This is a genomic window from Trichormus variabilis 0441, from assembly GCF_009856605.1.
In the GTDB taxonomy this organism is placed as follows: domain Bacteria; phylum Cyanobacteriota; class Cyanobacteriia; order Cyanobacteriales; family Nostocaceae; genus Trichormus; species Trichormus variabilis.
This window is the reverse complement of record NZ_CP047242.1, coordinates 892,718-908,251: the sequence shown is the minus strand read 5'-3', so window position 1 is coordinate 908,251 and position 15,534 is coordinate 892,718. Positions and strand designations below refer to the sequence as shown.

The following is a 15,534-nucleotide window of genomic DNA, read 5'->3' as shown; positions in this document are numbered from 1 at the left end:
TCAAATAATGATTGAATGGGTATTGTTGGTTTATTGCGAATTTCTTAGGACTTACAAACCCAGGTTGTCTGTTGAGACTGGGTGTAAGGGTGTAAGGGTGTGAGGGTTGCAAACATTTATTTATACCCCTATACCCCTATACCCTTAATTTTCCGTTTTCATGCGTAAATCATGCTTCTACTAAGCACAGAGCAATATCTTTAATTTCATAAATTCTTAAGTCTTCTTTCCACAAACTGGCATCACCAATAATTGTGATGCGGTCAGACGCAACTTCAATATTAGAAATATGAACTTCCAAAGACATCAAATGATTTTCTGGCGTAATTTGTCCCCGATATTTCCAAGTGATTTCGTGATTAATAGCTTGACCAAATCGAGGATTTTTGAATGATTTACCTAAGTCTAATTGCAAAGCATAGGCCTGCATCGCTTGGATAATTGATTCCACTCCCAAGGCTCCAGGCATGACCGGATCTTGATAAAAATGAAAAGGAAAATACCAATCTTGAGGGGTAATTGATTTTCTAGCATATATATACCCTTTTTGATAGTTTCCACTATCTTCAATGATGAACATTTCATCCAGAAAATCTAAATATTTTTCCGAGAGGCGATAATGGGGTTTATTCGGATTAATTTGATAGAGTTTCTGCCGCCAATTGGGGTCTTTTAAGGCAATTGTTGTTAAATCAGAAGCAGAAGTTTCATGTTCTTGATACCAAGGTTTGAGGCGTTTTCCCCCATCTAACCCCACTTGATTCGCTAAAACGGCGGTGCTAAAGTCACCAAATACCATATTACCGCGATAAAATGGTTCTCCTTCACAGGATAATTCAAACTCATATTTTTGAATTATTGCCCCTTTCACAGCAGTCGTAGATAGAAGACGGACTTTATCAGTAATAGTTTTATTTCTGAGGTCAATTTCTTTAAGAATTGTCCCTTGCCCATCTAAATTGCGAAAATGCAGGTCATCATCAGGAGATAATAAGGTTGCCCCCATATAAACCCCTAAGAAAATGCAAGGTTGTCCAGCAATTTCAATGTAGGTGCAGTAGGGCAAAGTGGGGTAAGCATTATGTTCGTAAAACCAAGCATCAGGTTTCACATCATATTCTGTAATTATTTGGGAAGGTTTTTGCAGTTCATGACGTTTGCCTTCTATTTCTAAAACTCGACTAACTAACTGAAACTCTCCATTAGGTAGGCGAACAGATTGACGATTTTCATATATATCAAATTCTGAACCAAGACAAGCCGCAACTGAGCCTTTGGCGAATTGCTTTAGTTGTTCTTCATTGAATAAAACGGGTTGATGATTAATCTCAGTGAGAGAATTTTTGATGGCAAGTGGTTTTTCAACAAGCTGAACACCAATATTTTTAATAGTAGCAATGGTTTTTCCGCCAAAAATAACATCCACATTAGCCACAGCGTATGGTTGAGGAGAGAGTCCAAGTTCTAATACCTCCATTTGATACATTAATGTGCCTGTTTGGGGGGTAACTTGTCCTCGAAAACGTGCTGCTTGAGTTTTGCCAGGAATGATTTGAAAACGAGCATCTTTGGTTCGAGTTTGTAACCCTAAAAATAAACAATAAAACTGCACTAATTGGATACATCCTTCAATCATTAAATTCCCCGGCATGGTCGGATCATTGCGAAAATGACAGAAGTAATACCAATCTTCCGGTGTGACTTCTTTTGACCCAATGGCTAACCCTAGTCCGGCTACTCCTCCCTGTGGATTAACCATCATCACATCATCTAACATGAGTAGTTTTGCTGGTGGTAATCTTAAGGATGGATTTAGGGAATTTTGTTGATATTCTTCCCCAAAACACTCGCCCAAATCACCTATAGTTAAGGCAAGAATTTCTTCTGATGTGAAATTTGATTTAGAACAAGTTAGTAGAGGTGTAAAGTGTTGTTTTGTAATTCGCTGACGTTCTCTTGCTTCACTTTCGGAAATAACAATTCCTTGCCCTTGTTCTAATTCTTCATCGGAAAAGAGTCCTGCACAGCCGTCATGGAGTTTCATCCACACTTGATCGCCAATTAAAGCTTCTCCTTGGAAAAAGACGAGTAAACTTTTTTCGGTTTTCACAGAAGAAGTAATCTTGACTCGACACTTCAATGTTTTTATGGTTTCTGGCTGTTCAAAAAGGAAAGTTGCTGATAAATCTAATAAGCGGAAAGAACGTTTACCTTGATTTTCAAAATCTGTTCCCAGATAACTTAATAACATCAACAGTCCATGACCAGCTTCTTTACAAATGCCGACAGTTAACTGACCATCGATTGCATACCAAGCATCTTGGGGAATATCATATTCTGTTTCAATAAATCCTGATTTATAATCACCTAATTTCCCTTCTAACTGAGTTACACGACTCACAAATAAAAAGGGAGGTGAGGGCATTCTTACTCGTCTACTGTAGTTATCAATTTCTTGATAGCTTTCACCAAAGACCTTTGATACTTTCCCCTCAATAAACTCTAAAATATCATCTTCGTTAAATAGACAAGGAGGAGAAGCTACCAAGGAGGGAACTGTTTCCTTCAAGGTGGTAATTTCGGTTGGCGTTTCCTGGGAAAGATAGAGGGGTGATAAATCCAGGTCTACTTTATGGCTTACCAATTGGGCTAACATTTTAACAATGGTAGCCAAATCATCTGCACCTCGACGATTGATGCACATAGCGAGGTGATCTTGTGTTTGGAGAGTTTCTGTAATCCAACGAGAACAGCTACCGCCTGATCCTAACTCTAGGAAAATTCTGACCCCATCTTGATAAGCACGATCAATTAAACGGGGAAATTCCAAGGGTTGACAGACTCCTTGTGATAAGTTTTGCGCGATCGCTAACTGTTCTAAAGGAATTGGTTGATAATTAGCAGAGGAATAAAATACTGTGTCTGGTGGTGTTCCCATATTGACAGTGTTCAGCTGCATAAATGCGGCAAATTCTGACTGCATAGCTTCACAGTGCAGCACCATATCCGACGGAGAACGAAAAGCATCACATTGTAAGCGTTCAATCACCCGTAAACAGCCTTGGGGATCGCCAGCAATCACCACTTCTTGGGGTGCGTTAACGTGGGTAAGATAAACTCGTGGTTCTTGTTCTAAGCATTGTTTGACTGCTGCTGGTGCAGCCATTAACACATGACTACTCCATAAATTTTCCCCAGTTGGTTCGCCCCAATATTCTGCTACTGTTTGTTTTGTCCCAATTAAGCGATCGCGGAACAGTGGGGAAGAATGGATATATTGACTTCCTGCATCAGCATTAGCCCAAACTCCCAAACTATACATCATGGTACTTTCCCCCATGCTGTAACCAAAGGCTGCTTGGGGTTTAATCTGGAAATATTGCTGCATAATGTCCGTGAACATTACCGCAAAACCAGTTCCGGTTTCTAGTAAGGATAAGGGATTGGCGATAAACTCAGTTTCTAAGGCTTCTAAATCTCGCTGCGATAGGGAATATTGGCTTCTGGGGTACAGGTGTTTTGCTTGTAAGAATTGATTGGGATCTTTAACTAAACTGGCGATGCGGTTCCATAATTGGGGAAACAATTGGAACAGATTGCGTCCCATACCTAAATAGGAATTAAAAGCGCCTGGATAAACAAAAGCGATTTTTCCCTGTTTACCAATGGGTTTGGGAGTAAAATAACTTCCCTTGGGGCTTTTCCAAGATTTTCCTTCCCTAAATGCTTTCTCAATACCTTTTTGCGCTTGTTTAATTTCCCGTTGTAGGGTTTCTTTGTTCTCCCCAACAATCGCTATAACGTAAGGAGATGGGGAATTACGTTGAAATTGGCTAAAATTTTCTTGGGCAGTCTGAGGTAAAGATAAACTAGTTTCAATTTTGGCAGCTAAATCATCTAGTTGTATCTGCAAAGATGAAGCCTCATCAGCAGCGATGGGAAAAAGGTAAAACGAAGCGTAGGGTAAATAGCTAGGGCTGCGGCTGGTTTGAGTCGTGTCTTCTGAGAGAATAATATGACCATAAGTACCATCTTCTGCAACCAAATTCACAGCAGCTTGGCGCTTTTCCTGGTTCTTTGACAAAAACCAAGGATAAGAACTTGTAGGCACATAAAAGGGACTATTTTGCCAGATTTCCGGGTGTTGGGGTTGCTGCCATTGGGGGTATGCTGGCAAATAGCGATGATAAACACATAGGGCTGTTTTAATTAAGCTAATGACTCCCGTCGCAATACCCAAATCACCCAGATTTGCCTTTATACTACCAACAGCGCAAGTAAGGTCATGTTGATGCGTAGCGTAAGCATTAATTAAGCCGATAAATTCTGGGCTATTTTCTTCTGCTAGGTTTTGGTGGCAAACTTCAATATAGCCAACTTCTGGAGGGCTGATGTTGGCTTGGTGCAAAGCTTTTTCACAACTTTGTTGAATGGCTACTGATGAAGGAGAGAGGGTATCTGCAATGCGGGTGAAGCTTTCTAGTACCGCATAAATGCGATCGCCATCTTTTTGAGCCACTGCATAATCTTTTACAATAATGGCTCCACCATTAACGCTATAAGTATTAAGCTCAGAATTGACTACACTAATAATTACCGTATCAACTTCCTTTGCAGTTAACAGGATTTGGGCAATTTCTAACGCTTTCAGTAAACAATCTTTCTGCCCATCTAAATTAAATGTAATTGCTGTAAAATTCCATAAATTCGATAGATTTTTCCCCAAATTTTCTGCCGAATTATGAGGATTTACAGTTTCGTTATGGGCAGTAATGACAGCAACATTTTTATGACAATTAACTTGGCAGTCTTGCAGAGCTTGATGAGAGATTTTCGATAAGATAGTGAAAGATTCTACCTTATTATCAAGATGATTAATGTCTTTGATGGTCTTGCCATCATAAATTAATGCCGAGAAGATTGCTGAATTAAAATGCTGATTTAAAAAGCAATCCAAGCCAACAATAGCAAGTCGAGAACGTTCCATATATACTCCAATAAGACGGATACACGATTGGGTTTGTAGAAAAAGACAACAATTACATACAAACGGTATTTTTAGCAGCGACCGTATTATTCAGGAATAGTTGATTTAAACGCGCACTTGTAGTTACCTGCATATTAGTAGCTTCCAGATATACTTTTCCTTGAGTATCACAGGCGATCGCACTGGCAACTACTTTAGTTTCGCTCTGCTCTTCAATAGATAAGTTAATCAAAAATTCCTGGTTAAAAGGGAGAGTATAAAACTGTTTCAATGCCGTTAATTCCAGAGGTAAACTACCTAAGCCATAGGTTTGTCTTACCCAGATTAATAAACATTGAAAAAACATATCGGTTGTGTAAGGATTAAAAGACTGGGTTAAAAATTGCCCTTGTTCAGCAGGAGATATTTCTGGTAAAAAACATGAAGCAATTAACTTATTAGGAGTGATTTCGAGAATCTTTTGAATACCTCTAAATCTCTGATTATGAAATAAGATCCCCTGTTGATAAGGATCTAAACTCAAAGAAGATTCATAATAGTTAAAATCTTCAAAAGTTAAAGCTTGTTGAGCATGGGATTTTTGACTAATGTTAATCAATGCCCGATAATGATATAAAGGAATACCTTTAGGGGTTTCACTCCAAATTAACGCTTCTAACTGAATTTCTTCCTCAGATTTTTCTACTTCGGTTAAATCAAGACAGTATAAATTAGCTAAGTTATCATCAAAAACAATACCCTTAAGCACCTTATATTTTTGACAACTCAAAAAATGATAACCAGGATAAAATTGCTCACAAATATTTGTCATCCAAGCTAAGGCACAAACAGCAGGTAAAACAGCATTACCACCGATTACATGATCGTAAACAAAAGGATTACCCTGTAAGGTTAAGCGCCGATATAAACGATAACTACGTTTTTCTGGACTAAAAGCTTTTGGTAAGACAGAAATTCCTTGACTCATAATAATAAGTTGGGGAACTTTTGTGTGGTCTTGGGTTAACTCTTCCGCCAAAATTTCTGCCCCCACACTAAGAGGAATTAGTTTAATATTTTTTTGTGCAAATAATTGTTTCAGTTGTGGCGTTACCATGCCTCCATCCCAAGGCCCCCATCCAAAAGAAACCACATGGCACTCTGGATATTTTATCTGCAACAAGTAAGCGTATTTATTTAAAATTTCATTAGCTAAGGAGTAATCAGATTGACCGACATTGCCATAAAAAGAAACAAAGGAAGAAAATAAAGCAATAAACTTTAATTGTGAGATATCTACACAATTAATCAAACTATGTAAACCTTCTATTTTTACATTATAAACAGTTTCAAAATCCTGTTCTGTTTTATTTTCAATTAATTTATCTGCTAGATTTCCTGCTCCATGAATAATGCCTGTAATGTTTCCCAAGCGTCCGGCGACAGGAGCTAATGCAGATTTTAAAGCAGAGGCATCCGTCACATCAACACTTAAATATTCTGCTTCACCACCTCCTTCTTTGATATCAGCTAGGGTTTGATAAATTTCCCGACTTTGGCATATTTTTTTATAAATATTCTGCACTTTTATGGGGGTTGGTTTTTCTTTCTGCTCTATTAAATGTTGCATAATTCGTTTTTTTAATTCCGATTCATCAACACAAGCAATACTCCATTCCGGTTCTGCTGCTAAAGCAGAACGACCAAGCAGAATAAATCTACATTTATATTGCCGAGCCAAATAAATAATACATTCCGATGTAATTCCTCTGCCACCACCACTGACAACAACGACAGATGATGAATTTAGCTTAGTATTAGTATTCATGGGTAAAATTAAGTAATTAGCAGTTATTATTTATTGACTACAAATGTTAAATGAAACGAGTAATAATATCATGCTCGTTCAAGTCCGAATAATGTCTGTGGCGATTGGTATTTAGTAATGGGTAATAGTGAAAAATACCTGTGATCTATTACCCGGTATATATCAAACCAAATTATACGTAATTAGCAGAACTTGATATGATCTAACGTGAGTTCGACAAGTCTTTTTTGACCTCTCCCCCAATCCCTCTGTCTTGAAAAGTTCTGTTCGTCGTAAACGTTGCCGTAGGCATCGCCGGAAGCCGGCGCACCCTGCGGGAAGCAAGCTACAGACTTTTCGCTCCGACACGGAGAGGGGAGCAAAGACCACAAAATATGGACGAAAAATGGAGATTTTAAAGCCTCTCTCCTTGTAGGGGAGAGGTTTGGAGAGGGGTTTTTTCAGCCGTCGAACTCACGTTAATTTATTGCTAATGGACAAAATTAAACAGGAGTTTAGTTGAGATTATTTTCCTAAACTCCTGACAATTTAAACTCCTAAATCAGCCAATTCACAAGTCAACGTAACACGACCTTTTTTGGTATAGCCCACTTCTTGAATTAAAGCATTGGGATCATGTAGTTCTGCGAGGATAATTTGAGCAGTAGTAGCTGCATCTAAATCAGGACTAATATCAAGGGAACGACAAAATACAGCAGGCCACTCTAAATTTAAGGTTTTGGTTAATCCAAATAATCCGCCACTAACTGCACTAAAATCCTGTTGTCCACTTAATCCAAACTCTCCATCTAAATGAGCCAAAGTCAAAAAACTACTTCTTCCTTGCCCTGCTGCTTGAGTGAGGCTAGATTTGAGATGTTTAGCTAATAAAAATACTTGCTTAAGAATGGCCTTATCAGGATTTACTAGAGTATTTGGTTGATGGTAAAGGTACTGGCTGATAGGGTGTAAATGGATAAAAGTTCCAATCAAACCATAAGTCTGAAAAATCCCTGCTAATTGAGCTTGTAAATGTTCTTCACTCAAATTTGTCAGAACCACACGCCGAGCAGCAGCAGGAAGAACGGGACGCTTAGGAACTAAAGAATTAGGGAAACTGAGAACTATAACCTGCCATCCCCGATCGCTTAAACATTGAGCCACTTCAGTCGTGGTTGATGAACCATCATCGGTTAATAAACAAGTTTGGTAAGGAGTGTTAGGAACATTCCAAAAATCAGGGGCGGGTAAAGACATCAGTTTCACCTGGTAACGTCCAATCTCTCCATGACTCCGAGGACTCGGAGCCACATTAACTAAGCTATTTTTTTTTCTGCCACCATGATTTGTCCTGCCAAATATTGGACAATTTGCGCCAGGGTACGCTTTTCCGCGAGTTCTTCGGGGCTAAGTTTGGGTAACTGAGGAAAAGATTCATGTAGAGTTCCCATAATTTCTACACGCTTGATGGAGTCAACGCCTAAATCCGCTTCTAAATCCATCTCTAATTCCAACATTTCTGTAGGATAACCAGTTTTATCACTGACAACCTCCATTAATGCTCGGCTAATGTAGCTTTCATTCGCCGCAGGAGAAGCAGTTTCGGTTACAACTGGTGTGGGTTGAGGAGCGGGGGCAGAATAACGAGGCTCTAAATAGCTGGCAATATGGGAGATATGAACGGGTTCAGCTACAGGAGTTACCTGGGGAGGTTCTACTACAGGTGCCACAGGGGTCTTGGGAAGTTCAGCCACAGGAACGACGGGTGTCTGGGGCGGTTCTACTATAGGTGCGGCTGGGGTCTTAGGAAGTTGCACCACTGGTGCTGGTACAACAACTGTTTGCTCGGCAATAGTAGAACTTTGAGGAATCATCACTTCCTGTTGTTGCAATAATTGTAGAAATGCTTGAAAACTCTGGGATTGAGTCTTCACGTATTGTTCGTGAACCTGTAGCATTTCTTTTTGGTGTTGATAAAACTGTTGGAAAAGATAGGCGATAGTATTATGAGTAGAGTTATTCATGATATTTGTTTCGTCCTTAGAGATAATAAATTGGTAATCAGATTGATGGTAAATTTCTCCTAGAGATACCGACTCTTCCATCACAGAGACAGGGGTAATGGGAACCTCATCATTTGTGGAAGCAACGAAAGTTTGAGCAGGAGAATCTAAAACAACAGTTGCTGCATCAGAAACAACCTGATCAAGAGGGGTGGAAGCTAGCTGCACTACAGGCTCAGGTTTGAAAGCAGATTCAAAGGCAGCTTTTGTTTTGTCACTGATGTAGTTGGTGGCATTGAGCTTAATAGATAATCCTTTAGATTTGCTTTTTTGAGCAGGCAATTTTCGGGGAGAAGCATCAAGATCCTTCAGGGACAGTCCTATTACTCGGAGTTGGATGACTCCTTGACGCAGTTGGACATCACTGTCTTTTTGGCGACTGGGGTTGAGGGCAATGGCTACATGGGGGCGATCGCCTAATGTCTGCTTAACCAAGTTGGTCAGAATTTGTCGGGACCCAATTTCAACAAAGCAATATCCTCCTTGGGCATACAGATTTTCGATTTCCTGTGCAAACTGAACTGCATTCAGAAGGTGGGCTTCCAACAGTTTCCTGATGGCAGTTGCCTCCGTCGGATAGGCATTACCCGTCATGTTTGCATAGACAGGAATTTGAGGAGTATTAAAGGTCACTCGATTGAGCGCCTCTGCAAAGGGTTGACTTGCATGGTGAACAAAGGGAGTGTGAAAAGCAGCAGAAACAGGTAAAGGGGTAACAGTATAGCCCTGTTTGCTTAATACTTTCTCCAGGGTGGCAATTTCCGGTTTAGAACCAGACAGTACTACTTGTTCTGGAGCATTATAATTAGCAATCTGCACCTTGGCCATGCCGGCGATCAGTTGCTTAATTTTTGCCACATCACCACTGACGGCTAACATCGTACCGCGATCGCAATCATGAGACCCTTGGGGAACGGTCATGGCTTGACCCCTGGCTTTGATCAGGTAACAATAATCCTCATCACTAAACACCCCAGCCGCCCAAAGTGCGGTTAATTCCCCAAAGCTATGACCAGCCACAAAATCGGGCTTAAATCCCACGTTTTGCAAGATTTTATACAATCCCAGGCTCAAGGCTCCAATGGCAGGTTGAGCGTTTTCTGTGCGCTGTAATTGCTGGGACTGTTGCTTGATTACCTCTGGGTTAAAGGCAGGTATAGGAAAGGCGATATCAGACAAAGCTGGCAAGTTATCCTGAGCCATCAACTGATCCAGAGCTTGATAAGCTTGTTGTATCTCTGGGAAGTTCAAGCTAACTTCTCGCCCCATATTCAGATATTGAGACCCTTGACCGGGGAACAACGCTACAACTTTGCCCTTGAGAGATAAACCAGTTTGGCGGTAGTAAATCCCTTGGGGATGTTCCCAGGCTTCTGCTTGGGGCTGTATTTGCAGTTGTTTGATTGCTGCTTTCAATAATTTTTGGGCTTCTTCTAGAGAGGTAGCCACAAAGCCAACACGGGCAGATGTTTCGGGGATGAGGGCTGTTTTGCTGTGATGTTGCAGTTGGTGATATTGTTCGCCGCAGTTGTCAGATTGCAGTTGCTCAAGAGTAGCCTGACACTTTTGAGATAATTGTTGTGGCGTATCAGCCCACAATAAAATAGATTGGGCTGTGGAATGGATGCGATCGCCTCCTTGGGGAAACTTCGGGGTATATTCTTCTAGAACCACATGATAGTCAGTACCGCCAAATCCAAAAGAACTGACCCCGGCCCGTCTGGGAGTGTCGCCATTTTGTATCCAGGGACGAGTTTCTGTGTTGATATAAAAGGGCGACTCTTCTATTTTGAATTTCGGATTGGGTTGGGTGACATTAATGGTCGGTGGGAGAATTTTATGGTGTAAGGCTAGGGTAGCTTTGATTAAACTGGCAGCGCCAGCAGCAGCTTTGGTGTGACCGATTTGAGATTTAACACTACCAAGGGCGATTTGTTGTCTTCCTGCCTGATTTTCCGTCAAAACTTGATTAAGCGCGGTAAATTCACAAAAATCTCCAGCTGGCGTACCTGTACCATGAGCTTCCATTAATCCTAAAGTCGCAGGGGAAAAGCCTGCATCTTCATAGGCTCGCCGTAAAGCTCGCACTTGTCCTTCTGTACGGGGCGCATAGATACTCTTGTAGCGACCATCACTGGCAGTACCGATACCTTTAATTACTGCATAGATGCGATCGCCATCTCGTTCTGCATCTGCTAACCGCTTGAGAACTAACATTCCTAACCCTTCTCCTACCATCATGCCGTCGGATGTGGCATCAAAGGGATTAAGATAGTCTTTTTTAGAAAAAGCTGGGGTTTTACTGAAACACATATAGTTGAGGATAGAGTTATCTGTGTCAAAGCCCCCGCTCAACATCATGTCACAGCGACCTTCAATCAGTTCACTAATTGCCATTTTTAAAGCACTTAAAGAACTAGCACAAGCTGCATCAACAACACAGTTAGTTCCTCCCAAATCTAGACGATTGGTAATTCTGCCTGCGACCACATTAGGCAACATACCTGGGAAAGAATTTTCTGTCCACGGTACAAAAGCAGCCTGCATTTTTTCAATAATTTTTTCGGTCTGCTCTGCTGATAGACCACTATTTTTTAAAACTTTTTCCCACAGGGGATATTGTAAACGAGCAGTTAATGGAGTAATACTTTTCCAAAGTCCACTAGCACCTAAAATTACTCCTGTTGTTTCTCGATTAAATTCTTTCCCTTCACCATAGCCAGCATCTTTTAACGCTTGTTTTGCCAATACCAAAGCTAGTAAATTGGCTGAATCCAAAGCTTCAAGAGTATCAGGTGGTAATCCAAATTCTAAAGGATCAAAATCGATTTCCGGGATAAATCCCCCTGCTCTAGCGTAAGTTTTATCAGGGGTACTGGGGTCTGGATCATAATAATCCTTAAGGCTCCAAGCTGTTTCTGGAACTTCAGAAATACAGTTAATTTTAGCTAGTATATTTTCCCAGTATTGTTGTAGATTCTCTGCTTTAGCAAACAAGGCTGACATACCGATAATGGCAATGGGTGTTTGTTGCAAAACAGACTTTTTGGGGTTCAATTGTTGGTCAACCATTTTTGTTTTGTCTTCTCCAATAATTAGTGTTAACAATTCAAAATTCAAAATTAAAGATAGTTGGAATTGGGGATTTAAACCCCAACTCAACTGATACTACGTGTAGAAGTAGGGGTCTTAAACCCTTGAATTTACGATAAAGTAAATATTAGATACTTGAAAATGACATTACATATAAATCAATTGAACTAAATCAAGTTCCGTAAATTTAAGCTTGTTTATTTTGGATTTTGCGGAAAGTCGTGGTGTAGGGTTTCTCCCCGTTGAGAGAACTTTCTCAGAAGAATTTTGAACTGCTTTATAACTTTAGTTTAGGTTATTTTAATCATTGAAACCATAGATTATTCTTTGTCAAAGATGGACATTTTTGTTTTCCCTATTTTAGACAGTCAAGGATATGTTGTATTAGTCTCAGAAACTTAGATATCTGAAAAGTAGAATATAAATCAAGACGGTTCAGTTAAGAAGAAATGTAGGTTGGGTGGAGCGATAGCGAAACCCAACAAAAGCCTGTAGATGTTGGGTTTCGTTCCTCTTAGTGTACAGAGATGTTAGCGCAGGGGAGGCTGAGACATAGAGACAGGAGTCAAGATATCCTCAAGCAATAGGAGATATTGTTTTCCTAAGGATTGAATTGTTGTAGCGAGATGAAAATTACGAGAGTATTCAATTGTGATCTCTAAATGACCATCAGCTACCAAAAGAAAAAATTCAATGAGTGTGGTACGTTTTTGATCGGGGAGTGACAAACGACAGTCTCGGACAGTCTGTATAAACTCAAAGAGGTTAGACGGAGGAGCAGAACGATTCCCTAAATAATTGACCCGTATAGAAGTTAAATTGCTGTCAGGGTAGAGGTATTCAGGTAAGCGATCGCCTATCCAATCATAGGTTACACCATTCATAGGTAAACTTTGAAAGCGATCGCTAATCTCTTGAATAATTTTTTGCCAAATCGCAGATGAGTCCAAAGTTATACCTAGAGGGAAATTAATTGCATAATTCCCCATACTTTCCATAAAAGTACTACCTTGTCCTAAATCTCTGCCATGACTACGATGACTAATTACCACCCCTGGGCGATGACTCCAATTAGCCATTAAACGATATAAAGGCGCGAGGAGAATCAAGTAAACATTAGAGCCATAATAAGATTTTCCTTGATTTAATAAAAGTTCTGTCTGTTGTTGACTAAGACGAAAACATTCTTTTTCCGCCGAGGCTTCAATATTGGCTCCTTTCACATGGTCGATAGGAATCTCAAATCTGCTTGTAGTATCAGGAAATTGAGATTGCCAATATTTAATATGATGTTCAAAGGTTCCTTTATTATCCTCATTCACTAATAATTGAATAAAATCTTCATAGGATTCGGATTTAGCCTGGGGAAATGTGGGAGAGACACCCAATAAAAGTTGATGATAAGCACTCCACAGTTCTTTAAATAAAATTGTCGCGCTCAACATATCAGTAATCATATGGTGAGCAATCATCGTAATATCGTAACAAGTAGGACTCACCTTGACGACGATCGCTGCCGTCATTGGCCAACGGTCAAGCTGAATTTGTTTAGCTACCACTTCCATGTATTGCTCAATTTTCAGATTCCGTTCTTCTGGACTTACCTGACTACCATCCCAATATTCAGAAACAAAGGATGGCGTTTGATTGAGAATATGTTGTTGCCATTGTCCCTGGTTCTGCACAAAAACCGTGCGGAAAGCGTCATGACGATGAATAAGGAAATTAACCGCTTGATTGAAGATATCTACATTAAGGGATTGATGATAGAGAAAACGGGTATAACCCAACCACTGATAAGGAGGCTCAAAATATTTGACTAACCAACTTTGAGCTGGCCCTAGAGGTAATAAAGGTAGCAAAGAAGGAGAGGAATCAGAGGAAGGAGAGGAATCAGAGGTTAATTGAGCCACTAATGTTTTGCGGTCTAATTTCCCATTATGATTTTTGGGTAGACTATCCAGCCACAGAAACCTTTGGGGAATCATGTAGTGAGGAAGTTTCTGTTCTAGATATTCCTTGAGGAAACGATTTTTGATTTTATTTCCCGATATACAAGCAACTAATCGCTTTTGTCCTTCCCCATAATCAACGGCTAGAACTGCGGCTTCCCGGACATCGGGATGAGTAGTTAACACACTTTCGATTTCTCCCAATTCAATGCGGAAACCGCGAATTTTAACTTGATGATCTATGCGTCCATGATATTCAATGGTTCCGTCTGACAGTTCTTTGACCAAATCTCCTGTCCGATAAATATAATCGCCAGGAATATCAGTAAAGGGGTTAGGACAAAAAGCCTGAGCCGTTTTCTCTGGATCTTTGAGATAGCCTAATGCCAATTGGACTCCACCAAGCCAGAGTTCTCCCGTGTTTCCTGGTTGTACAGGCTGCATCCCCTCGTCCAGAACTCTTAAATACACATTATCGATAGCTTTACCAATGGGAATTTGCGTCGTCACCCGTTCATCAGGACGTTCTGTAATTAAGTGACAAGTAACGTCAATGGAAGCTTCTGTAGGGCCGTAAAGATTGGCTAGCCCGGTTTTGAGTCCATGACGGTCAATCCACCTCTGGATAAAGGACATAGGTAATGCTTCCCCACTAAACATCAACCAACGTAATTGGGGAAAACTCCAAGTTTCATTTTCTAAAGCACTAATAAACTCCCCAAACAGGGAAGGAACAAAGTGCATCACATTAATTTGAGTTTGTTGAATCCACTGAGCAAATTCCCAAGGATTGAGAACTACTTCCCGTTGCACAGGACAAATAGTCGCCCCTGACATCAATGTCCAGAAAATTTCCCAAACCGAGATATCAAAGCAAAAAGAGGTTCTTTGGGCTACGCGATCGCCTGGTTGTAATGAAAAAGTATTCTGCATCCATGTCAGACGATTCATGTAACCTCGATGATTCAGCATTACCCCTTTGGGACGACCCGTTGAGCCAGAGGTGTAGAGAATCACCATTAAATCGTCAGGACTGTTACACAGTTCTAAAGTGTCCTTACTCAAGCCTTGCCAAGTTTCCGCAGTAATTTGATTTAATGATTGAATTTCCTCTAACGGTTCACCCTCATCTAAAAACATCACCGTTTGTAAAGGTAGCGCCTCCTGAACACAAGCCACCAATTGTGGACTAACTTGATGTTCTGTAAGTAAAGTCTGGATAGTTGCGTGTTCTAGGATGTAACGCAGTCGGTCAGTGGGATAACCAGGGTCAAGGGGGATATAACTCCCGCCAGCTTTGAGAATGCCTAAAATGCCAATCATCATTCTAGCTCCCCGTTCAGCCATAATCCCGACTCTCGTATTGGGGGCGACTCCTTGGGTGCGTAAATAAGTAGCCACTTGATTCGAGAGACGATCTAACTGTTGATAAGTCAGGGGATTGGTTTCATCAAAAACAGCGATCGCATCCGGTGTTAATTGCGCTTGCTGAATAATTTGATAATAGGGTATTTCTAGAGTGAAGGTCATATTAAAAATATCCTTGCTAATATAGCGTTTACTAGTCTGTTGGAATACAAATTTATCTGCGTTTCTCTGCGTTTAATTAATGTGAGTTCGACGAATATAAAAAACCCCTCTCCAAACCTCTCA

Annotated in this window: 5 protein-coding genes; all 5 read right to left on the bottom strand. The window is 40.4% G+C overall.

Going from position 1 to position 15,534, the window contains the following annotated elements:
• Positions 1-169: 169 nt before the first annotated feature.
• Positions 170-4,987 (bottom strand): PfaB family protein, encoded by a 4,818-nt coding sequence (locus GSQ19_RS03520; RefSeq protein ID WP_011321411.1) that lies wholly within the window; start codon positions 4,985-4,987, stop codon positions 170-172.
• 52 nt (positions 4,988-5,039) lie between these two features.
• Positions 5,040-6,794: an SDR family NAD(P)-dependent oxidoreductase gene (locus GSQ19_RS03515; protein WP_011321410.1), complete on the bottom strand. Its 1,755-nt coding sequence runs from the start codon at positions 6,792-6,794 to the stop codon at positions 5,040-5,042.
• 528 nt (positions 6,795-7,322) lie between these two features.
• Complete coding sequence (locus tag GSQ19_RS03510) at positions 7,323-8,030, bottom strand: hypothetical protein (protein WP_011321409.1); 708 nt, start codon at positions 8,028-8,030, stop codon at positions 7,323-7,325.
• 59 nt (positions 8,031-8,089) lie between these two features.
• Entirely contained in the window at positions 8,090-11,908 is a 3,819-nt protein-coding gene (locus GSQ19_RS03505) for a type I polyketide synthase (RefSeq protein WP_011321408.1), read from the bottom strand.
• A 551-nt stretch (positions 11,909-12,459) separates the two neighbouring features.
• The gene (locus GSQ19_RS03500) at positions 12,460-15,411 is read right to left on the bottom strand and encodes an amino acid adenylation domain-containing protein (RefSeq protein WP_011321407.1); all 2,952 of its coding nucleotides are present in this window, start codon (positions 15,409-15,411) and stop codon (positions 12,460-12,462) included.
• Positions 15,412-15,534 lie beyond the last annotated feature (123 nt).